General features: G+C 67.1%; 21 protein-coding genes and 1 tRNA gene. 15 read left to right on the top strand and 7 right to left on the bottom strand.

Annotated features, from left to right (window positions below):
• On the top strand, window positions 1-441 hold the full coding sequence (locus P5P27_RS00110; RefSeq protein WP_278125809.1) for a nitroreductase family deazaflavin-dependent oxidoreductase: 441 nt from the start codon (window positions 1-3) through the stop codon (window positions 439-441).
• Between the two features lie 426 nt (window positions 442-867).
• Window positions 868-1263, top strand: a complete 396-nt coding sequence (locus P5P27_RS00105; RefSeq protein ID WP_006897508.1) for a hypothetical protein — start codon at window positions 868-870, stop codon at window positions 1261-1263.
• A gap of 1004 nt (window positions 1264-2267) precedes the next feature.
• On the opposite strand, the gene P5P27_RS00100 is transcribed toward P5P27_RS00105, so the two are convergent.
• Window positions 2268-3074, bottom strand: a complete 807-nt coding sequence (locus P5P27_RS00100; protein WP_278125806.1) for a GreA/GreB family elongation factor — start codon at window positions 3072-3074, stop codon at window positions 2268-2270.
• Window positions 3075-3235: 161 nt separating this feature from the next.
• On the opposite strand from P5P27_RS00100, the gene P5P27_RS00095 reads away from it, so the two are divergent.
• Window positions 3236-4027: an HNH endonuclease gene (locus P5P27_RS00095; RefSeq protein ID WP_278125805.1), complete on the top strand. Its 792-nt coding sequence runs from the start codon at window positions 3236-3238 to the stop codon at window positions 4025-4027.
• A 454-nt stretch (window positions 4028-4481) separates the two neighbouring features.
• On the opposite strand, the gene P5P27_RS00090 is transcribed toward P5P27_RS00095, so the two are convergent.
• A tRNA-Ser gene (locus P5P27_RS00090) sits at window positions 4482-4569 on the bottom strand.
• Between the two features lie 114 nt (window positions 4570-4683).
• On the opposite strand from P5P27_RS00090, the gene P5P27_RS00085 reads away from it, so the two are divergent.
• Window positions 4684-5652 carry an NAD(P)H-quinone oxidoreductase gene (locus P5P27_RS00085; protein ID WP_278125803.1) on the top strand — a complete coding sequence of 323 codons (969 nt, stop codon included), beginning with the start codon at window positions 4684-4686 and terminating at the stop codon, window positions 5650-5652.
• Between the two features lie 27 nt (window positions 5653-5679).
• Here P5P27_RS00085 and P5P27_RS00080 read toward each other — a convergent pair whose 3' ends face one another.
• Together P5P27_RS00080 and P5P27_RS00075 are read right to left on the bottom strand one after the other, a co-directional pair.
• Window positions 5680-6177 (bottom strand): MarR family winged helix-turn-helix transcriptional regulator, encoded by a 498-nt coding sequence (locus P5P27_RS00080; protein ID WP_278125801.1) that lies wholly within the window; start codon window positions 6175-6177, stop codon window positions 5680-5682.
• Window positions 6178-6312: 135 nt separating this feature from the next.
• Window positions 6313-7509, bottom strand: a complete 1197-nt coding sequence (locus P5P27_RS00075) for an aminotransferase class V-fold PLP-dependent enzyme (protein WP_278125799.1) — start codon at window positions 7507-7509, stop codon at window positions 6313-6315.
• Window positions 7510-7541: 32 nt separating this feature from the next.
• Between P5P27_RS00075 and P5P27_RS00070 the strand changes: the two genes are divergently transcribed.
• From P5P27_RS00070 to P5P27_RS00045, 6 genes are all read left to right on the top strand, one after another.
• Window positions 7542-8114 (top strand): bacterial proteasome activator family protein, encoded by a 573-nt coding sequence (locus P5P27_RS00070; RefSeq protein WP_411815724.1) that lies wholly within the window; start codon window positions 7542-7544, stop codon window positions 8112-8114.
• Between the two features lie 22 nt (window positions 8115-8136).
• On the top strand, window positions 8137-9000 hold the full coding sequence (gene wzm / locus P5P27_RS00065; RefSeq protein ID WP_006897094.1) for a galactan export ABC transporter permease subunit Wzm/RfbD: 864 nt from the start codon (window positions 8137-8139) through the stop codon (window positions 8998-9000).
• A gap of 8 nt (window positions 9001-9008) precedes the next feature.
• Window positions 9009-9845 (top strand): galactan export ABC transporter ATP-binding subunit Wzt/RfbE, encoded by an 837-nt coding sequence (wzt, locus tag P5P27_RS00060; RefSeq protein ID WP_006897095.1) that lies wholly within the window; start codon window positions 9009-9011, stop codon window positions 9843-9845.
• A 17-nt stretch (window positions 9846-9862) separates the two neighbouring features.
• Window positions 9863-10762, top strand: a complete 900-nt coding sequence (gene glfT1 / locus P5P27_RS00055; protein ID WP_062367982.1) for a galactofuranosyltransferase GlfT1 — start codon at window positions 9863-9865, stop codon at window positions 10760-10762.
• Window positions 10763-10849: 87 nt separating this feature from the next.
• The gene (locus P5P27_RS00050; protein WP_006897097.1) at window positions 10850-11728 is read left to right on the top strand and encodes a TIGR03619 family F420-dependent LLM class oxidoreductase; all 879 of its coding nucleotides are present in this window, start codon (window positions 10850-10852) and stop codon (window positions 11726-11728) included.
• Between the two features lie 88 nt (window positions 11729-11816).
• The gene (locus P5P27_RS00045) at window positions 11817-12839 is read left to right on the top strand and encodes a fused (3R)-hydroxyacyl-ACP dehydratase subunits HadA/HadB (RefSeq protein ID WP_006897098.1); all 1023 of its coding nucleotides are present in this window, start codon (window positions 11817-11819) and stop codon (window positions 12837-12839) included.
• Window positions 12840-12911: 72 nt separating this feature from the next.
• Here P5P27_RS00045 and P5P27_RS00040 read toward each other — a convergent pair whose 3' ends face one another.
• Entirely contained in the window at window positions 12912-13412 is a 501-nt protein-coding gene (locus tag P5P27_RS00040; RefSeq protein WP_006897099.1) for a GtrA family protein, read from the bottom strand.
• Between the two features lie 136 nt (window positions 13413-13548).
• Between P5P27_RS00040 and P5P27_RS00035 the strand changes: the two genes are divergently transcribed.
• The gene (locus P5P27_RS00035; RefSeq protein ID WP_006897100.1) at window positions 13549-14769 is read left to right on the top strand and encodes an alpha/beta hydrolase family protein; all 1221 of its coding nucleotides are present in this window, start codon (window positions 13549-13551) and stop codon (window positions 14767-14769) included.
• A gap of 89 nt (window positions 14770-14858) precedes the next feature.
• On the opposite strand, the gene P5P27_RS00030 is transcribed toward P5P27_RS00035, so the two are convergent.
• Window positions 14859-15242: a universal stress protein gene (locus tag P5P27_RS00030; RefSeq protein WP_039867714.1), complete on the bottom strand. Its 384-nt coding sequence runs from the start codon at window positions 15240-15242 to the stop codon at window positions 14859-14861.
• A 171-nt stretch (window positions 15243-15413) separates the two neighbouring features.
• Between P5P27_RS00030 and dprE1 the strand changes: the two genes are divergently transcribed.
• From dprE1 to P5P27_RS00010, 4 genes are all read left to right on the top strand, one after another.
• The gene (dprE1, locus tag P5P27_RS00025; RefSeq protein ID WP_006897102.1) at window positions 15414-16832 is read left to right on the top strand and encodes a decaprenylphosphoryl-beta-D-ribose oxidase; all 1419 of its coding nucleotides are present in this window, start codon (window positions 15414-15416) and stop codon (window positions 16830-16832) included.
• A 69-nt stretch (window positions 16833-16901) separates the two neighbouring features.
• The gene (dprE2, locus tag P5P27_RS00020; RefSeq protein WP_006897103.1) at window positions 16902-17663 is read left to right on the top strand and encodes a decaprenylphospho-beta-D-erythro-pentofuranosid-2-ulose 2-reductase; all 762 of its coding nucleotides are present in this window, start codon (window positions 16902-16904) and stop codon (window positions 17661-17663) included.
• 6 nt (window positions 17664-17669) lie between these two features.
• On the top strand, window positions 17670-19622 hold the full coding sequence (locus P5P27_RS00015) for an arabinofuranosyltransferase (protein ID WP_006897104.1): 1953 nt from the start codon (window positions 17670-17672) through the stop codon (window positions 19620-19622).
• Window positions 19623-19626: 4 nt separating this feature from the next.
• Window positions 19627-20373 (top strand): MBL fold metallo-hydrolase, encoded by a 747-nt coding sequence (locus tag P5P27_RS00010; RefSeq protein WP_006897105.1) that lies wholly within the window; start codon window positions 19627-19629, stop codon window positions 20371-20373.
• A gap of 25 nt (window positions 20374-20398) precedes the next feature.
• On the opposite strand, the gene P5P27_RS00005 is transcribed toward P5P27_RS00010, so the two are convergent.
• Entirely contained in the window at window positions 20399-21895 is a 1497-nt protein-coding gene (locus tag P5P27_RS00005) for a DEAD/DEAH box helicase (RefSeq protein ID WP_006897106.1), read from the bottom strand.

Raw genomic sequence — 21895 nt, 5'->3', positions numbered from 1 at the left:
ATGATCCCGCGCCTGACCAGAGACTGGGCGCCCAAACTGATGAACTGGGCCCACCGCCTGGTGCTGACCGTCAGCGGGGGCCGACTGCTGGACCGGCCGTTCGGCATGCCGGTGGTCGAACTCCACACCGTCGGCAGGAAATCCGGCCTGCCCCGCAGTTGCTACCTCACCACCCCGGTGCACGACGACCATCGACTGATTCTGGTCGCGTCGAAAGGCGGCGACGATCGCGACCCGGACTGGTATCGAAATCTCATGGCGACGCCCGACGCCGAGATCACTCTCGACGGAAATCGGATACCGATCCACGCACGGACGGCTGATCCGCAGGAGAAAGCTGAACTCTGGCCCGAAGTGGTCCGCGCATACCGCGGATACGCGAAGTACCAGGAGCGCACCAGCCGCGACATCCCGCTGGTGATCTGCGACCTGCGTCCCTGACAGCGGCGCAGCGAATGGAGTCGGACTCCAGCCGAAGGTCGTCCGGCCATACTGCCGAACTCGCGGTGGCCCTGCCGTTCGTCCCGTCGCGGAGTCATATCTGACCGCCTCGGATGGCTGTCCCATTTGCGCGGACATTCATCGGCGCCGGTCGATGAGATCTCACACCGCAGACACGGCGCCCCGGAGCACCTCACGTTTCCACCGGAGATCGCTTCCAAGCACACAGCCTGCGCGAGTGGCCTGAACTCAGCGGCCCGTCTCACGCTGTCGCTGGAACGGATGATCTCAGGTCCTCAATATGAGGGATTCTCCTGCGCAGCAACCGCACTCCAAGTCGGTTGACCGTTAGCGTCACTCCACACCGTGTCGCACTCGGTCCGCGTTCGAGGACACTCGACCGGCAAGAATTTCGAAGGAGAAACCATGAATAAGTTCCTGACCCCCGTCGCACTGGCCGGGGCCGCCGCTGCGCTCAGCCTGGGTCTCGGCACAGGAGCCGGAGTAGCCGATGCCCGCATCTCTGCCGGTCCCCTCACCCTCAGCGTCAAAGGAACGTGCTCCGCGCCGGGCGACAGCATCAAGGAGTTCTACGTCTGGACCCCGGAGAACGGCAAGAAACGCGCCACCTCCGGCAAGTCGGCGACGCATACGTTCCAGATCAACAAGAAGAAGATGGGCGACACATACTTCAACTGGAAACTGACATGCAAGATGTCCGGTAGCACCGGCGAGAACCAGAAGAAGTACGGCGGCAGCATCAACGGGACCAAGTACAACTACACCGTCGAACGCTTCTACAACAAAACCAAGAAGCCGTAGACGCTCACCGGACTCTATCCCGGTCTTCGTGATGTCTTACGAAAGGCTGGGCAGGACGGAAGCGCGAACTCGGCGTAGACCAGTCGTCAGCGACGCACATGTGCACGACCCCCGCCCCGCGATTGACTCCGTGGGACGGGGGTCAAGGGCGGCCGATCGTCATGCAGCGAGGCTGCCAAGTGCCGCAGAGCATCCACCTCGTTTTCGTCGGACTTTACTCACACCGGCGCTCGGTGCGGGACTGTCAAATCCTCCATCGAGGACAATCACTAGGGCGCGAGTAGGCAACACAGATAATGTTGCGCCCCACGAAGCAGCAAGGGCCGCGCCTTGCGATCGATCTCGGTGTCGGCGCGCGGAACCTACGAACACCGAACATTGCTGTTCGGCTATCCGTTGTTTGAGCATTCCGCTCACCGACCGAATTGCGGATAATTCCGTTGCCAGTGAGCCGATCATCTGCCGGTTTCCACGTGGGCGATCAGTTCGACGCCAGCGGTCCCAGATTCGCCAAGAAGGTCAGCTGAGCGCGTGCAGCCAGCGTCCAGCCGCGTCACACTTGGCGCTGATGTCGGCGTTGACCATATCGACAATCGGCGGGTCTCTGTGCGCTGTTGATCGCACGCGGGCTCGGATGGAAGGTTGAGAACAACTTGACTCCTGTTGCCACGCCAGGATCAGTCCGAAGCAGCAGGAGCCAGATCCGCTTCGCCACGGTTCCGTTCAGGACTACGACCGAAAGGGTCGGAACCGTGGCGAAGGAAGCCGAGAATTCTGCATTTTCGAGGCAGAGCATCCCGGATCCGTGCCGGTTAGCGGGATCTGTCTTCGGGCCGGGATCCTGGTACAGCGTGAGCAGCCGCGCGTTGACGCCACCGTGGGTCGGCGCAACATAGGGAATGAACGCCCCACTTCGCTGAGAGCGCAGTTCATCGACGTACTCATTGATCGTTCGGACGTGCGGCTCGTATCGGCGTCGGTAGAGCCCTTCACGGTCCTTCCGATCACTTCATCTCTGTCTCTTGAGCCATTCCAAGGGCTCCGTCCCGGTACGCACGTGGTTGTCGACGCACTCGGCCCCCTTGAGGCTCGACCGCCTCGGGCTTGCGCCCGACATCCGCTGGTGCGCCTCGGAAGCCGGGCCGGACATCGTGCACCACCAGGGGTGCGCCAGCGGGCAGCGAGACGCGGTCGCCGATCCTCCGACGACGCACTGCCAACCCCATAGGGGACCGGTACGAGACGACATCGTACTCGGTGTCGAATGGCCGCTCCGTCAGCACGAAGGTGTCCATGTCACCACTGAGATACTTCACTGTAACGATCGAGCCCGCGACCACTCGTTCGTCCGTGGGACCCCAGGCGATAAGACGATCACGGTCAGCGACGTACTGTGCCCGTCCGACGGCTAGGTCTGAGAGTCGCCTCTTGGCCTGCGCATGCTGAGCGGCGTAGCGCTTGTAATCGACCAGCAGGTCTCCACCGTCGCGGCAATCGTCCATCTTCGCCTCGAGGTCGCGAATCCGCTCGGTGATCGACTCTTTAACAAGGTCGTACTGCTCAATCTCTCGATCGAAGGCGTCTGCCGACTCTCTGGTCCGCGGAACGCTGTCCCCGACCCGCGTATCCCCTGCATCTGGGTCGCCCGTGCTGTCAACTCCAAACCCCTTCGAAGGCTTCTTGCGGGGCCGTGGAAAGTGTGTCAGCTGATCGACCGGTTCCGGCCGTGCAATGCTGGACCGGATCCGATTGGAGATCCGGCCGGATAGTCTCGCAGCCAGTCCATGTCGCTTCCACGCACGCTTCGTCACTCAACAATGGTATCGAGGACGTGTGACAGTACCCCTCCGAAGCCACTGTTCATATCACGTCGCGTCCATGCCGACTAACGGTGCGAGTTGGAGCACAGGACCGTCTGAGTCGTGAGATCGTCGGACAGACCACCGCTTTCGGGGGCCGATAGATTGGTCGAATGACCGACAAGGACGACTTCGACCGCAGAGACACTGGCGTTATCAGGTACGGCTGGTGGAAGACCAACGAGCACTTCAGCGCACCGAAATCGGAGCCAGAGGCCATCAGCCGGGTGTCCGGTTCCGAGCCCGGAACACTCAGGCGGAGCAGAGACCTCGTCGAGGACGATCTGCGAGAACACACCGAGAAGTACGGTGGCGACTTCGGGTGGCCGGTCATTGCGGTCGATTTCGGCGATGGTTGGCAGTACGTCTACAGGGCACTGAAGGGCAAGCTCGTCGATGTTCGGAATATGAGTCCTGATCAGGCAGCAAAGTATCAGGGCGTCCGTGACGGGAAGACGACCAACCGAGGCGGGTTGCGAGAAGAGCCGCCACGCGACGAACTCGACATTCTTCCCCGTGACCTGGACGAGTCTGAGGCGGCCCTCTCGGATCACGGCACGAGCGAGCCCGAACTGCAGACGGCCATCGCGCTCGGAGGCGAGACCGAACGTCGGTACGCGGAGCGCGTCGTCTGGCAACGACTCCATCAGCCGGAGCTCCGCAGGCTGACTCTCCTGCATCACGGAACGGCGTGCGCGTACTGCGGCATGGATGTCCCACAGATCATCGAGGCGGCTCACCTAGTCCCCGACTCGGAAGGCGGCGAGGCGAGCGCGAAAAACACACGACCGATGTGCCCGAACCACCACCGTGCCTTCGACGCCGGACTCTTGGCCTGGAACGGAATCCGGTTCGAGCCAGTCGACGGCGCTGTACCGGTGGGGCCGGATCCTGGCCCGGCATAAGTGCTCTGTCTCGCAGCAGGTCCCGGTCACCGCAGGTCGAATCGGCGCATACCTCTGCGAGATCCCGCGGCGTGCGCTTGTGCCGGCGGCAGCCTCAATCGCTCGCCTCTCGCGGAACGACCGGCTTGCAGAAGCTGGTGAAAGCTGCACCCCTTCTGCATTAGGTGTCAGCTCTACTTGCGCATTCAAGTAATTGCGGTTTCTACCCGAGCCTTCTGCATTCCGAAATTCCACGTGAACGCCGGTTCGAAGCGCCAGTTGACCACCGCCGAAGTGGCCCAGCCACGCGGCGATCTGCGCGGGCGGCACGCCGGCGTCGACGATGACTCACCTCGTACTAGACCGAACCGGAACGTATCACTGCGAACTGGACCTGCTACCAGCAATCACGCACTACCCCCGGAAAAGCAATGAGTCGCGACATCGTGTGTAAACGATGTCGCGACTCATCACATGGCGGAAGCGGAGGGATTTGAACCCCCGGTGGTTTTACCCACGCTCGCTTTCAAGGCGAGTGCATTCGGCCGCTCTGCCACGCTTCCCTGGCGATCCACGTTATCGCATGCTCGGTGGCCGGGAGCCCGCCGGTGGTCCCGGGTCGCACCGGACGAATGGGCTCTCGACGCGACCGGGCTCGTGCTGGAACACTGAACCGTATGCGAGCCATCCCCGGTACCGCGTCCGCGACCCTCACCGACGTCCCCGACCCCGAACCACAGCCCGGCGAGGTCGTCATCGACGTGGCCGCGGCGGGAGTCAATCGAGCCGACCTCCTCCAGCGCGCAGGGCACTATCCCCCGCCGCCGGGAGCCTCCGACATCTTCGGGCTCGAAGTGTCGGGCGTGGTCAGCGCGCTCGGCACCGGCGTCACCGGGTGGCGGGTCGGCGACGAGGTCTGCGCGCTGCTGGCCGGCGGCGGTTACGCCGAGCGCGTCGCCGTGCCAGCGGTCCAGGTGATGCCGATTCCGCGCGGCGTCGACCTGATCTCGGCGGCATCGCTGCCGGAGGTCGCGTGCACGGTGATGTCGAATGTGGTGATGACCGGCCGGCTGGCGCCGGGCGAGCTCTTCCTCGTCCACGGCGGCACCAGCGGCATCGGCACACACGCCATCCAACTGGCGAGCGCGCTCGGCGCGCGCGTGGCGACCACCGCGCGCAACGAGAAGAAGCTCGCACGCGCGGCCGAGTTGGGCGCCGACATCCTGATCGACTACACCGTCGACGACTTCGTCGAGCGCCTCAAGATCGAGGGCGGCGCCGACGTCATCCTCGACATCATCGGCGCCAAGTACCTGGCCCGGAACGTCTCGGCGCTGGCCACCAACGGCCGCCTGGTCATCATCGGCATGCAGGGCGGCGCCAAGGCCGAACTGAACATCGGGCAACTGATGGCCAAGCGCGCGTCGGTCAGCGGCACCACCCTGCGTCCCCGCCCCGCCAGCGGCGGACCGGATTCGAAGGCCGCAGTGGTCACCGAGACCGTGGCACGCACGTGGCCGCTCATCGAGTCGGGCGACATCCGGCCGGTGATCGACTCCACCTTCCCGCTCGCGGAGGTCGATGCGGCGCACGCGCGTCTCGAATCCGGCGACGCCGTCGGCAAAGTGCTTCTGACCATCGGCTGACGGCCGCGGCGGCATCGCCCTTCGGCGTCAGTCCTCGGTCTCGGCGATGCGCGCGCCGAGGTTGCCGAAGAGCGTGCAGAGCTGCTCGAACTCCTCGGGAGTCAGTTGGTCGACGACGAGTCGGCGCACCGCCCGGTCACGCGTGTCGAGGATCGGCTTGAGCGCTTCCATACCCTCGTCGGTGATCTGCACCCACTTCTGACGGGCATCGTCCTCCACCGACTCCGCGCGCACCACGTAGCCGCGCTCCAGAAAGCGGCTGACCTGGCGCGACACCGTGCTGAGACCGATCTGGGTGGCATCGGCGAGATCGCTGATGCGCAGTTGCGGCGCGGACGCGAGAACCTCGAGCAGTCGCCAGTCCGCCGACGTCAGCGGCGCCGCACGGTCGATCTCGCGGAAGAACGCGCGGTACATCATCCAACCGCCGCTCACGAACTGCTGCCACAGCTTCTGCTGCTCCGGCGTCAACGCAGGCCCTTCAGCGCCGCGCTCAGCGAAATCGCCACCTTCCGGTTCCGCCAAGGTCGTGTCCTCCACCCTCATGAGATTCTCGATCGACCGCCACGACGAGTCACGGTCGGCCGATCACGACCCTACCGGCGGGTACGCGGTGGCCAAACTCGACGTCCGCCGAACGGATCAACACCGTATGCGCGATCAGCCGAACGAGCCGAGCACCCTCACCAGCTGGTCTACCTCGTACGGAGTGGAGTACGGAGAGAGCCCCACCGTGACGGCGCCGCCGATCTCGTCGACGCCGATCGCCCCCAGCGCGCGGCTGGGAACCTCTGCCAGTGCGGCGATCCCGTTGTCGCTGAGCCGAACACAGACTTCGGTGGCCGGAACACCCTCGACGACGAAGCTGACCACGGGGACCCGGTGCACATCGGGCCCGATGACCCGCACGTTCGACAGATGGGACAGGGAGTTCACCAGGTAGTACAGCAGACGGTGCACGTACTCGAAGGTCGCGTCCATCGACGCGGTGATGCGTTCGCGGCGAGTGCCCGCAGCTGCTTGATCGAGGCCGGCGAGATACTCGATCGACGCGATCAACCCGGCGAGCAGGGCGCCCGGCAGCGGCTCGGGTTCGAGGCGTGCCACGCCGGCGGCCTTCGGATTCATCGACACGCGGACCAGTGAGCCCAACTGCTCCGGATCGGCGAAGACGAGGGCGGCGACCCGCGGGCCGCCCCACCGCTCGGCGCTGACCAGCACCGCATCGGCGCCGAGCTCGTCCATCGACAGCGGCACATAGGGCGCCGCGGTGGTCGCGTCCACCAGAAGCCGGGCCCGCGCGGCGCGGGCGTGCCCGGCGATAGGACCGATATCGGTGATCGCGCCGTTCACCGACGAGGCGAGAGTGACTGCCACCAGTGAGGTGCGGTCGTCGATGATGTCGGCGAACTGCCAGGTCGGAAGGGTCCCGTCCTCCACGTCGATCTCCGCCCACCGGACCTGAGTCCCGTGGCGTGCCGCTCCGGTCAGCGCCGGCGTCAGAACGGCCTCGTCGTCAGACCGCGAGAGCACGATGTTCCGGTTCAGCCACGCGGACAGGGGCAACGCGTCGGCCAGCGCCGACATCAGCGCAGCTCGAGACGACCCCAGCACCACACCGGCGGGATCGGCGCCGAGCAGATCCGCGACCGCCCGCCGGGCGTTCTCGATCGTCTCCGCCGCTGCGCGAGCCTGGGGGCTACGACTGCCCGCGACCACCGGAAGCGACCGGAATCCGGTCGAGACGGCGGACGCCACCGAATCCGGGATCTGCATCCCGGTCTGCGGATCGAGGTAGATCCAGCCGTCCCCCAACGCGGGAAAGAGCCCCCTGACCGAGGCGATGTCGAACGGCATGCGCACAACGATACTGGCACCGAAAAGGCACAATGGACGCCATGCACCCCGCAATGTTCGGCTCCCCGACACCGGGCGGCCCAGACGACCAGCCCGATTCGGGCTTTCCCCAGCAGCAGTCCATCATCCTCCCCGGCGGACTGCCGTCGAACGAGGAGAGCCGCGCTTCCGCGGACGACGACCAGCCCGGCACCGTCGCGTCGATGGTGGAACAGCCCGCGAAGGTGATGCGGATCGGGACGATGATCAAGCAGTTGCTCGAAGAGGTGCGCGCGGCTCCTCTCGACGACGCCAGCCGCAACCGGCTCGCGGAGATCCACCGCACGTCGATCGCCGAGCTCGCCGACGGGCTGGCGCCGGAACTCCGTGACGAGCTCGACCGGCTGGCCCTGCCCTTCTCGGACGATGTGACCCCGTCTGACGCCGAGCTGCGGATCGCGCAGGCTCAGCTCGTCGGCTGGCTGGAGGGCCTGTTCCACGGCATCCAGACCGCGCTGTTCGCTCAGCAGATGGCCGCCCGCAGCCAACTCGAACAGATGCGCCAGGGCGCGCTGCCTCCGGGAGCTGTGCCACACGACGGGCACAGCACAGGTCAGTACCTCTGAGGCACTTGTATGCTGTGGCCTTGTGTCAGCCGTAGTCAATGACGGCGGAATCCCGCCCGCGCCCCAGGCCTCCGACTCGAAGACGTTCGGTCGTGGCTTCAAGGACCTCGTCGACGGGTTCCGCAACTCCGAGCTGTGGTTGCACCTCGGCTGGACCGACATCAAGCAGCGCTACAAGCGCTCGGTGCTCGGTCCGCTGTGGATCACGGTCGCCACCGGCGTCACCGCCGTCGCGATGGGAATCCTCTACGGCGAGCTGTTCCACCAGGACATCAAGGTCTTCCTGCCGTACGTGACCCTCGGCTTCATCTTCTGGGGCTTCATCGAGACCTCGATCCTCGACGGCTCGGTGGTCTTCTCCACCAATGAAGGACTGATCAAACAGCTCCCCGCGCCCACCAGCGTGCACGTGTACCGGGTGGTGTGGCGCAGCCTCATCATCTTCGCCCACAACATCGTGATCTATCTGATCCTGCTCGCGGTGTTCCCGCAGCCCCTGGGCTGGACGGTCCTGCTCGTCTTCCCGGCGCTGCTGCTGTACGCGCTGAACGCCGTCTGGACGACGATCGTCTTCGGCATCATGTCGACCCGGTTCCGCGACATCGGCCAGCTGCTGACCACCGCCGTCCGGCTCGTCTTCTTCATGACGCCGATCATCTGGTCGGCGCAGTCGCTCAGCAGCACCGGCGCCGACGAGTCGAGCCGGCTGAAGCTGGTGGAGCTGAACCCGATGTACCACTACCTGGAGATCGCGCGCGGCCCGCTGCTCGGCCAGCACGTCGCGCTGTACCACTGGCTGATCGTGATCGGTTGCACAGCCGTCGGCTGGACGGCAGCGATGTTCGTGATGCGCAACTACCGCGCCCGCGTGGCGTACTGGGTCTAGGAGGACCTGTGACAGCCAACACCGACATCCGCGTCGACACCTGGGACGCCTGCGTCGACTTCCCCATCTTCGACGCCAAGACGCGCTCCCTCAAGAAGGCGGTGATCGGCGCCGCCGGCGGCGTGATCGGCGCCAACAATTCCAAGACCGTCGTGGTCGAGGCCCTGCGCGACATCAACCTGCACCTGCAGCACGGCGATCGCGTCGGCCTCGTCGGCCACAACGGCGCGGGAAAGTCGACACTGCTGCGTCTGCTCTCGGGTATCTACGAGCCGACCCGCGGATCGTGCCGCGTCACCGGCCGCGTGGCGCCCGTCTTCGACCTCGGCGTCGGCATGGATCCGGAGATCTCCGGGTACGAGAACATCATCATCCGCGGCATGTTCCTGGGGATGAGCCGCAAGGAGATGCTGAAGAAGACCGACGAGATCGCGGAGTTCTCCGAGCTCGGCGACTACCTCGAGATGCCCCTGCGCACCTACTCCACGGGCATGCGCGTGCGTCTGGCGCTGGGCGTGGTCACCAGCATCGATCCGGAGATCCTCATCCTCGACGAGGGGATTGGCGCGGTGGACGCGGAGTTCATGAAGAAGGCCCGCGTCCGGCTGCAGGCCCTGGTGGAGCGTTCGGGAATCCTGGTCTTCGCCAGCCATTCCAACGAGTTCCTCGCTCAGCTCTGCGACCGCGCACTGTGGATCGACCACGGTCAGATCCGGATGGACGGCGGCATCGAAGAGGTCGTCGGCGCCTACGAGGGTCCCGACGCCGCGCAGCACGTGCGCAAAGTGCTCGACGAACTCGCCGACGAGCGCGACGGCGCCTCCGGCACCCCGGGTTCGGCGTGAGTGCGCCGACCGCCGAGATGGTCGTCGGCGTCGTCGTCACCCATAAGCGCCGCGAACTGCTCGCCGAATCCCTGAAGGTGCTGGCGGCGCAGGACCGGCCGCTCGACCACCTGATCGTCGTCGACAACGCCGCCGAGCCCGAGGTCGGCGAGCTCGTGGCGAGCCAGCCCGTGCCGACCACCTACCTGCCCTCGCGGCACAACCTCGGCGGTGCCGGCGGCTTCGCCCTCGGCATGCTGCACGCGCTGGCGCTGGGCGCCGACTGGGTCTGGTGCGCCGACGACGACGGCCGGCCGGAGGGCCCGGAGGTGCTCTCGACACTGCTGGACTGCGCTCGCCGCCACCGCCTCGGCCAGGTCTCCCCCGTGGTGGTGAACATCGACGCGCCCGACGACCTCGCCTTCCCGCTGCGCCGCGGTCTGGTGTGGCGGCGCAAGCGGTCGGAACTCTTCACCGATACCGAGACACCCGGTCACGACGATCTGCTGCCGGGCATCGCGTCACTGATGAACGGTGCGCTGTTCTCCGCGGACACCCTCGACGCGATCGGCGTCCCCGACCTCCGGCTGTTCTTCCGCGGCGACGAGGTGGAGATGCATCGACGCCTGGCACGTTCGGGGATCGGCTTCGGCACCTGTCTGACCACCGCCTATCTGCACCCCGACGGCAGCGACGAGTTCCGGCCGATCCTCGGAGGCCGGATGCACACGCAGTACCCCGACAACGAGGTGAAGCGGTTCTTCACCTACCGCAATCGCGGTTATCTGATGAGCCAGCCCGGCATGCGGAAGCTGCTTCCGCAGGAGTATGCGCGATTCGCGTGGTACTTCCTCGTGCAGCAGCGCGATCCGGCGGGGTTCCGCGAGTGGATGCGGCTGCGCCGCCTCGGTCGCGCGGAGCGGTTCGGCCGCCCCTGAGCCACGTGCGGAGGCGGATGGGCGGACCCGGTCGCCGGAGATCCGGAAACCTCGTCCCGCACTAGAACGTGTTCTAGTCTGGGGTCCATGCGATTCACCTTTGCCGAAGCGATGACCGACTACACCTACTATCCGGCGCTGGCGCAGGCGGCCGAGCGATCCGGGTTCGCGGGCATGACGATCCCCGACTCCCTCGCCTACCCCAAGGAATCGGACTCGGTGTACCCCTACACCCCGGACGGCAGGCGGGAGTTCCTCGAAGACAAGGACTTCATCGAGACCTTCATCCAGGCCGCCGCCCTCGGCGCCGTCACCAGCACCCTGCGCTTCCTGCCCTTCGTGCTCAAACTGCCCGTCCGACCGCCGGCACTCGTCGCCAAGCAGGCCGCGTCGGTGGCCTGCCTGACCGGCAACCGGCTCGCCCTGGGCGTCGGAACCAGCCCCTGGCGCGAGGACTACGACCTGATGGGCGTCGACTACGCCCGCCGCGGCAAGCGCATGGACGAATGCATGGACATCATCCGCGGCCTGACGACTCCCGGGTACTTCGAGTTCCACGGTGAGTTCTACGACATTCCCGAGATCAAGATGAGTCCGACACCCTCCGAGCCGATTCCGCTCCTGGTCGGCGGGCACGCCGACGCCGCACTGAAGCGAGCCGTGATCCGCGGCGACGGCTGGATGCACGGCGGCGGCGCCCCCGAGGAACTCGACGCTCTGATCGACAAGCTCGGCGCGATCCGCAAGGCCGAGGGCAAGGAGAACGATCCGTTCGAGATCCACGTGATCTCCCTGGATGCGTACACCGTCGACGGGTGCCGCCGCCTCGAGGACAAGGGCGTCACGGACGTGATCGTCGGGTTCCGGCTGCCCTACATCATGGGCCGCGACACCGAGCCGCTGGAGACCAAGATCGCGAATCTGGAGCGCTTCGGCGAGTCGGTGATCGCGAAAGTCAACGGGTGATCGCAGTCGTGCGACGGCCCCACCGGGCGCCGACCGGCCCCGAACCCGGCATTTTTCTGCTCCCTCGCACGTCAGGTACCTTATTCGAATGACCAGCCGTGAACTGACTCGCGCTGAGGCCATCGATCAGGCGATCGGAAAGGTCTTCACGACAGCCGACTACTACGAGGTGGGTCGCGAGAAGATCCGCGAATTCGCCCGCGCCCTGCACGACGACAACCCGCTTCACTGGGACGACGCCAAGGCCCGCGAAGGCGGGCACGCCGCGCTCGTCGCACCCCTGACGATCGTCGCCATCATGGGTGCCAAGGCGCAGGCCCAGCTCCTGGAGAAGGCCGTCCCCGGCGACCTGCTGAAGTCGGGCGTCCTGCAGATCGACCAGCGGTTCGCCTTCCACCGGCCGATCGAGGCCGGCGACCGGCTGTACTGCGACGTCTCCCTCGAGTCGTACCGCACTGTGGCGGGAGCCGACCTGTTCACTGTCAAGACCCTGGTCCGAGACATCGACAAGGGCGTGCTGCAGGAGTCGTGGACGTCGCTGGCCGGTCCCGGCGAGGACGCCGACCGTCTTCCCGACGACTTCGAGGAGATCGTCGACGGCATCATGTTCACCGGTGGCGACCGGCACGTGCAGCCGCTCAGCCCGGCCGAACCGGCGGCGATCCCGCCCGAGTCGGATGTGCGTTGGACGACGATTCCGTTCGACTCGCTGACCGAGGGCATGGACCTGCCGGTCCGCGCGCAGCGCTTCACCCGCGGCGACGTCATCAACTACATCGGCGTATCCGGCGATCCGAACCCGATCCATCACAGCGCGAAGGTGGCGCAGGCCGCCGGGCTCGACACCGTGGTCGCGCAGGCGATGTTGACCCTCGGAACCGCCGCCGGCTACCTCACCTCGCAGGTGGGCGACCCCGCGGCCTTCCGCGACATGAGCGCACGGTTCACCAGCCCGGTCTACGTCCCGGCTCACGAACCGGCGGTCGTCGAATACACCGCGAAGGTCAAGTCGCTCGACCCCGAGACCCGTCGCGCCCTGATCGTCTTCGGCGCCAGCGTCAACGGGAAGCGCGTCTTCGGCCGCTGCACCGCGACCGTCCAGTTCGCCTGATCGTCTCAACGCTTATGCCGTATTCCGTTACCCGATTCGGGTAACGGAATACGGCATAACGCTTCTCGGACGTCAGCGGATCTTGAAGATCACCGCGCGCTGGACGACGAAGTTGATGACGGTCGCGACACCTTGCGCGATGCAGAAAGCCAGGACGATGAGGAGGAAGCCCGTCCCCCAGGCGTGCATCAGCCAGTTGTAGAGACCGATGTTGACGAAGAAGGTCACCGCGTAGAGCAGGACGACGGCGATGAACCGCGCGGTGCTCGGCTCGGCTCGGAAGGTCCACCGGCGGTTGATCAGATAGGCGATCGTGGTGCCGAGAATGAAGCCCGCCGCTTTGGCCAGCCAGAACGGCGCACCGAACACCTCCTGGAGCAGGAAGGTGAGGCTGAAGTCGAAGACCGCCGAGAGCGCTCCGGTCGCGATGAACCGGATGATCTGGGTCTTGATGTCGACATCGGTCGACGCCTCTTCGTCGTCGAGCGGCAGCTCGATCGGCATCGGTGCGTGACGGGTGTGGAAGTCCTCGTGCTCCGGATGATGTCCGGGCTTCGCAGGATCCTCGTTCACGGGCGACGTATCTGACACCGTGCCAGCCTAGCCCGTGGCCGACCGAGGTCGATATGAGCGAAAGCTGAGAACGCGGTCCCGCAATCGAGCCGTCCGGCTACCGGATTGTGAGGCGGTTGGCTTAGGGTCGTCCACTATGAGCAGTCCCTCCCTCCTCCGTTTCAAGCGATCGGTGGTCGCCCTCACCGTGGCGGCGACTGCGGCCGCCGGCCTCTTCGCCACCGCTCCGGCCGCTCGCGCCGACGACGCCGCCACCGGCGCACCGGTCTGGTCGGGTCTCGACGCCCGGGGCTACAACGGCCCGATCGGCGCACCCGGCACACTGATCCAGAAGACGCCGCTCGCCGGGTCGGTCGACCTGACCGGCGCGTCGAGCGCCTATCGCATCCTCTACGCGACCACCGACGTCCACGGTGCCCCCGCGGTCAGCACCGGCGCCGTCTTCCTCCCGAAGCGCCCGGCACCGAAGGGCGGCTACAAGGTGATCGCCTGGGCGCACGGGACCACCGGGCTCGGCGACGACTGCACCCCGTCGGCCCAGCCACGAAGCGATCGCGACCAGGAGTACCTGAACCACTGGCTGAACCAGGGCTACGCGATCGTCGCGACCGACTACGCGGGCCTCGGCACTCCGGGCCTGATGAACTACCTGAGCAGCAAGGTGCAGGCCCACTCGATCGTCGACTCGGTGAAGGCCGCATCGCACTCCGGCCTGCCGCTGTCGAAGACGTGGGCGATCGTCGGACAGTCGCAGGGCGCGAGCGCGGCGCTCAACGGCGCCCGCCGTGCGACCGAGTACTCGCGCGGATCGGGCCTGGACTACCGCGGCGTGGTCGCCACCGGCACCCCCGCCAACATCGAGCACATCGTCTGGCAGGCCGGTCCCGGCTTCCCTCCGGTCGCGTTGCCCACCGGTCTGAACGTCTACGCCGCCTACATCTGGGCCGGTTTCTCCGACGCCCGGCCCGACCTCAAGCCGCTGTCGATCCTCACTCCCGAGGGGCGTCGAGTGGTGAACGAGGCACGCACCCGCTGCTACCCGGAGATGCGTTCGGTGGTCGAGGGAGCGAAGATCCGCGACTGGTTCCGCAAGCCCGTCACCTCCATCCCAGGCGTGCAGGGCGCGCTGGTGGACTACATGAGCACCCCGTATCGCGGCTACGACCGTCCGATCTTCCTCGGCCAGGGGCTCAAGGACATGGACGTCCCGGCTCCGTCGGCGCTGTCGCTGTACGCGCAGATGGTCTCGGCCGGGCAGCCCGTGGAACTGCACGTCTACCCGACCCAGGATCACTCGGGCACCGTCCTGGCCTCGATGAAGGACTCGACGCCGTTCGTCGCGCGGATTCTGCGCTGACGCCCGGCGCACAGTAGACACTCCATTCGACGACAGAACCCCCGTCCCGGACGGGGGTTCTGTCGTCGAACGGCGCGGAGGCGCGCGGCTCAGGGTTCGGGTTTCACCACGAGGACGGGCTTGCGGCATTCGACGAGCAGGTATTGCGAGGTACTGCCCAGCAGCAGCTTGCCGACCTGGGTGCGTCGCCGCATGCCGATGATGAGCAGTTCCGCCTCGGGATCGTCCATCGCGTTGAGGAGTTCCTCGGCCGGGGTGGTGCCGATCGGCTGCGTGATACGGAACTTCACCCCCGACGACGACAGCCGCTCCTGAATCTGCACGATCTCGTCGGCCTCGGCGTAACGCTGGCCGCGTGCCTCGGAGACCGCGTTGATCACCAGGAGATCGGTCCCGCGGCGGCGCGCCTCATCGATGCCGTGCTCCAGGCAGGTTCGCCCGAACGAGCCGGACGAGTATCCGACGACGATCATGCCCGCCACCTCCCTGGTTCCTGTCACACGTCTCGAGAACAGAATGTAGTCGACGCCGGCGATCACCACAGTCCGCGGCGGCCACAGCCCGACCTCGATACGCAGTGCCGCCCGACACAGCGCCGACTCAAGGATCCCGGACCAGCTGACCGACGAGTAGTCTCTACTCCGATGACGAACACAGCTGTACTCCCGATCGAGACCCGCAAGCTCATGGGGTGGGGCCGGACCATGCCGACAGAAGGCCATGTCCTGTCGACTCCGTACCCGGAGCTCATCGCCGAAGCGGTGGCACGCGTGGCCGACGACAACGCAGACAAGCCCAGCTACCTTCGCCGCGGCGTCATCGCCCGCGGCCTCGGCCGGTCGTACGGCGAGAACGCCCAGAACTCAGGCGGTCTGACGATCGACATGACCCAGCTGACCAGGATCCACGAGATCGACGACGAGACCGGGATCATCGATCTCGACGCCGGCGTCGACCTGGACACCCTCATGCGCATCGCGCTGCCCCACGGCCTGTGGGTTCCGGTGCTGCCGGGCACGCGCCAGGTGACGATCGGCGGCGCCATCGGCTGCGACATCCACGGCAAGAACCACCACAGCGCCGGCAGCTTCGGCAACCACGTGGTCGAGATCTCGCTGCTCACCGCGTCGGGCGAGATCCTGACGCTGACCCCGGGCGGCACCTCCGACGACCCCGACGCCTCCATCTTCTGGGCGACGATCGGCGGCATCGGCCTCACCGGCATCATCCTGCGCGCCAAGATCCAGATGACGCGCACCGAGACCGCGTACTTCATCGCCGACGGCAGCGTCACCAACAGCCTCGACGAGACCATCGCCCTGCACATGGACGGGTCGGAGGAGAACTACACGTACTCCTCGGGCTGGTTCGACGCGATCAGCAAGCCTCCGCGTCTGGGCCGAGGCACCTTCTCGCGCGGGAGCCTCGCGCGGCTCGACCAGTTGCCCGACAAGCTCGCGAAGGACCCGCTGAAGTTCGACGCGCCCACGCTGGTGAACTTCCCGGACATCTTCCCGAACGGGCTGGCCAACAAGCTGAACTTCTCACTGGTCGGCGAGGCCTACTACCGGATGGGCGGCAACTACCAGGGCAAGATCCAGAATCTGACGCAGTTCTACCACCCGCTCGACCTGTTCGGGAACTGGAACCGCGCGTACGGATCGAAGGGTTTCCTGCAGTACCAGTTCATCGTTCCGCCCGAGGCCGTCGAGGAGTTCAAGGGCATCATCTACGACATCCAGGCGTCTGGCCATGTCAGCTTCCTCAACGTCTTCAAGCTGTTCGGCGAGGGCAACCAAGCGCCGCTGAGCTTCCCGATGCCGGGCTGGAACATCTGCGTCGACTTCCCGATCAAGCGCGGCCTGCACGAGTTCGTCACCGAACTCGACCGTCGCGTGATGTCCATCGGCGGACGCCTCTACACCGCGAAGGACTCGCGGACGAGCGCGGAGACCTTCCACGCCATGTACCCCGAGATCGACAAGTGGATCGCCACCCGGCGCCGCGTCGACCCGAACCACGTCTTCATGTCCGACATGGGCCGCAGACTGGAACTGGTCTGACCCGAGCCGGCTGAGTCCGAACCGGCTCGACGAGCCCTACACCGACCGCACGTGAGAAAGCAGACACCCATGTTCAACGCCGTCGGCGTTCCGCAGTCCATCCTGATCCTCGGCGGCAGCTCCGAGATCGGTCTGGCCATCGCTTCGGAGTTCCTCACCCGGGGTCCGATGCGCGTGGTGCTCGCCACCGTCCCGAACGACCCGGCGGCCGCCGCTGCGGCCGAGCAGATGACCGCCGCCGGCGCGTCGTCGGTGGAGCAGATCGACTTCGACGCGCTCGCCACCGACACCCACCGCGAGGTGATCGACAAGGCCTTCGAGGGCGGCGACATCGACGTCGCCATCGTCGCGTTCGGAATCCAGGGCGACGACGAGCAGGCCTGGCAGGACCAGAAGCTCGCGGTCCTCGAGGCCGAGATCAACTACACGGCCGCCGTCTCGGTGGGCGTCCTGCTGGGCGAGAAGATGCGCGAGCAGGGCCACGGTCAGATCATCGCGATGAGTTCGGTGGCCGGCGAGCGCGTCCGCCGCTCCAACTTCGTCTACGGCTCCACCAAGGCCGGCCTCGACGGCTTCTACCTCGGGCTGGGCGACGCGCTGCGTCCCGAGGGCATCCGGGTGCTGGTCATCCGCCCAGGCCAGGTCCGTACCCGCCTGTCCGCGCACGTCGCCGAGGCCCCGCTGACGGTGAACAAGGAAGACGTGGCACGGATGGCCGTCGCCGCGGTCGACAAGGGCAAGGACGTCATCTGGGTGCCCGGCCCGTTCCGCTTCATCATGATGGTGTTGCGGCACATCCCGCGCCCGGTGTTCCGCAAGCTCCCCATCTGACGGCCGGTGGAGACCTCCGCTGCCGACCGGCCCCGGCTCTCCGGTCGTACCCGTGACGTCGTCGAACTCGGCGGCGCGGTCCTCGGTGCGGCGGTCATCGCCTTCGCCGGGCTCAAGATCATCGGCGCAGTCGGCTGGCCTGCGTTCAACACCTCCAATGTCACGCGGGCGCTGACCACGCTCGGGCAGACGGCCTGTCTGCTGCTCGCCGTGGTCGCCGTGGTGTGGTCGCGCTACGGCTCGCGGATCCTGGCCTCGCTGTTGTCGGCGTTCGCGTCCGCCGGGCTGGTGACGGTGACGCTGGGCATGCCGCTCGGCGCCACCAAGCTGTATCTCTTCGGCCTGTCCGTCGATCAGCAGTTCCGCACCGAGTATCTGACGCGCCTGACGTCGAGCCCGCATCTGGCGGACATGACCTACGCGGATCTGCCGCCGTACTATCCGGCGACCTGGTTCTGGCTCGGCGGCCGGTACGCGAACACCCTGGGGTTGGCCGGCTGGGAGGCCTACAAGCCGTGGGCCATCCTGTCGGTCGCGGTGGCCGCCGCACTCGGCGCGGCCTTGTGGAACCGGATGGTCGGCGTGACGGCCGGAACCGCCGTCTCGATCGCCGTGACCCTGGTGACCCTGCAGTTCGCGTCGCCCGAACCCTATTCCGCCACCCTCATCCTGGTCGGCATCCCGATGCTCGTGGTCTGCGCGTACGCGCTGCGCGGCCGGTCGAGACTGGCCGGCGGTCCCACGCCGCTGTCGCAGACGAGTTGGCTCGCGGTGATCGCGGGCGGCGTCTTCATCGGCCTCTCCGCCACTGTGTACACCCTGTTCACCGCGCTCTTCGCCGGCACCGCGGTGCTGATGGCGCTGGTCTATCTGGTGCAGGCCTGGCTGCTGCCGCGCAACAAGACGGTGCCGCGCGAGACGATCTCCGCGGAGCGACGGCCCCGCATAGTCGCGGTTCTCATCCGGCTCGTCGTGATGGGGGTGCTCGCCGGCGCCATCGCGCTCATCGTGTGGGGGCCGTACCTCGTCGAGCGGTTCAGGACCGACGTCGCGGTGAGCGGCAGCGCCGAGCACTACCTGCCGGAGTCCGGTTCGATTCTCGCGCTGCCCATGTTCCATGTGAGCCTGCTCGGCCTGCTGTGCCTGATCGGCTTCGTCTGGATCCTGATGCAGTGCCGCCGGCGCACCATCGCGATGAGCATGGCGTGCACCCTCGTCGGCGTCGTCGGACTGACGCTGCTGTCGCTGGCCCTCACGGCCAAGGGAACCACCCTGCTGTCGTTCCGCCTCGAGCCGGTCAGCACCGCCGTCCTCGCCGCGGCCGGCGCGTTCGGCGTGGTATGGCTCAGCCGGGCGGCGATCGCCCGATTCGGCGACATCCGGACCGTGATCGGAGTGGTGGCAGCGGCCGCCGCGCTGGCCGTCGCCCAGCAGATTCCGTCGGTGCTGTCGGTGGAGATCACCACCGCGTACACCGACACCGACGGCCGCGGCGTGCGCGCCGATCAGCACGCTCCCGGCGCCGAGTCGTACTACCCGAAGATCGACGAGACCATCCGTGCCCAGACGGGCCGGCCGGCCACCGACAACGTGGTGCTGACGGCCGACTTCGGTTTCCTCTCGCTCTACCCGTACTGGGGATTCCAGGGGTTGACCTCGCATTACGCGAACCCGCTGGCGGAGTTCACCGAGCGTGCGGCGACGATCGAGAAGTGGTCACAGGCGTCGACGCCGCAGGAGATGAAGGACAACCTCCGCACCAGCCCGTGGCGGCCGCCGAACGTCTTCCTGTTCCGCTACAGCCCGGACGGATACACGCTGCGACTCGCAGAGGACGTCTATCCCAACGATCCGAACGTCAAGCGGTATACCGTCACCTTCAACCCCGCGGCCTTCGACGATCCGGCGTTCACCGTGACGGAGATCGGGCCGTTCGTTCTCGTCGTGAAGAAGAGCTGATCGCATGGCAGACCTCGACATCACCACCATCGACCACGGTTCGGCCAAGACGCACCTGGTGCACACGAAGTATGTGAACTGGGTGATCCTTCAGTCCGATGAGGGCGTCACGCTGGTGGACGGCGGGTATCCCGGTCACGCCGACGCGGTGGCCGAGTCGCTGCGCCGGGTGGGCAGCGACCTGTCGGAGGTTCATGCGGCCCTGCTGACCCACGCGCACATCGATCATCTGGGCGGGCTGGCGCGGATCGGCCGGACGCGATCGTTCCCGGTCTACGCCGACCCTGCGGAGGTGCCGCATGCGCGTCGTGAGTTCCTCGAGCAGGCGGACGCGTCGACCATCGCTCCGATCGCCTATCGTCCGCGGGTCCTCGGCTGGCTGCAGGGCGTGGTGCGCCTGGGCGCCCTCGACAAGTCCGGCATCGGCGACGCTCAGCCGCTCGGCGACCTCTCGCTGCTACCGGGCTCGCCGACCGCGGTGCCGACCCACGGGCACACCCGCGGGCACAGCGCCTTCCTCGCGGGCGACGGCGAGGTGCTGATCTCGGGCGACGCGCTGATCAGCGCTCACCCCACCACCAAACGCCGCGGACCGCAGTGCCTCGACCACGTCTTCACCCACGACGTCCCCGCGAACGAGGAATCCGTCGCGGCGCTGCGCGACCTCGACGCGGTGATCGTGATGCCCGGCCACGGCCCGATGCTGTGCGGCCGGGTCGCGACCTTCGTCGATCAGGCCCTGAGCCGATAGCCTCGGCCGGGCCCGAAGCGAACCGTCAGCCGCGCGGGGCACCCGCCGGGCGACTGGCGCGGCGACGACGGCGCGGGGCCGCCGAACCCGCATCGGACTTGGGCGTCGAGGACGTGTGGACCGCCTTGGCGGCCGGACGCGACGGCTGCGTCTCGCCGTGGCCCGCGCTGCCGGAACGCGGACGTCCCGAACCGCCGCGAGCCGAAGCACCCCGCCCCGAAGCACCCCGTCCCGAACCGCCGCGACGAGCACCGCCGCCGGATGCGGAACCGGAGCCCTGACCCGACCGGCGACGCCCCTGGCCGCCGCCCTGCCGCTGCGACTGCTGCGGCGCCACCGGCGGCGCCTCGCGGTACGGCGCACGCTCACCCACGAGTTCGTCGACGACATCCGACTTCGCCGTCACCTGCTGGCCGGGAACCTTGATCGCGGCCTTCTGCAGCAGCTTGCGGAGATCGCCCCACTGCTCGGGCAGGCAGATGGTGACCACGTCGCCCGCCGAGCCCGCACGCGCGGTGCGGCCCGAACGGTGCAGGTACGCCTTGTGCTCGGCCGGCGGATCCACGTGGACGACGAGTTCCACACCGTCGACGTGAACGCCGCGCGCCGCGACATCGGTCGCGACGAGGACCTTGGAGCCGTCCGGTGCGGCGAACGAGGCGAGGTTGCGGTCGCGCTGCGCCTGCGACAGGTTGCCGTGCAGATCGACGGCGGGCACGCCTTCGGCGGTCAGCTTCTTGGCCAGCTTCTTGGCCTGGTGCTTGGTGCGGGTGAACAGGATGCGCCGTCCGGTACCGGAGGCGAGCTCGCGAACCAACTCGGTCTTGTCGGCGGCCGAGCCGACGCGGAACACGTGATGGGTCATCTGCGCCACCGGCGAGGTCGCGTCCTCCAGCGAATGCGTCACCGGCGTGGAGAGGAATCGCTTCACCAGCTTGTCGACGCCGTTGTCGAGCGTCGCGGAGAACAGCATCCGCTGGCCGCCCGCGGGGGTGGCGGCCAGGATGCGGGTCACCACCGGAAGGAAGCCGAGGTCGGCCATGTGATCGGCCTCGTCGAGCACCGTGATCTGGACGTCGTCGAGACTGACGATGCGCTGTCGCATCAGGTCCTCGAGACGTCCAGGGCAGGCGACGACGATGTCGGCGCCCGCGCGCATCGCCGACTCCTGGCGGGTCTGCTTCACACCGCCGAACACGGTGGTGACACGCAGGCCCACGGCCGAGGCCAGCGGCTCCATCGCGGTGGCGATCTGTGTCGCGAGTTCGCGGGTCGGCGACAGCACCAGTCCGGTCGGGCGGCCGGGCTTGCGGCGCACGCCGGCTCCGGCCAGGCGGGTCACCAGCGGCACGGAGAAGGCGAGAGTCTTACCGGAGCCGGTCTTGCCGCGGCCGAGGACGTCGCGGCCGGCGAGAGTGTCGGGGAGCGTGCGCTCCTGGATGGGGAACGCCTCGGCCTTGCCTTCGGCGGCGAGCGCGTCGGCGATGGGGGCGGGCACACCGAGATCGGCGAATGTGGTCAT

Origin of the sequence: Gordonia sihwensis (assembly GCF_029632925.1) — a bacterium.
Lineage (GTDB): Bacteria > Actinomycetota > Actinomycetes > Mycobacteriales > Mycobacteriaceae > Gordonia > Gordonia sihwensis.
This window is presented reverse-complemented; position numbering and strand designations above follow the sequence as displayed.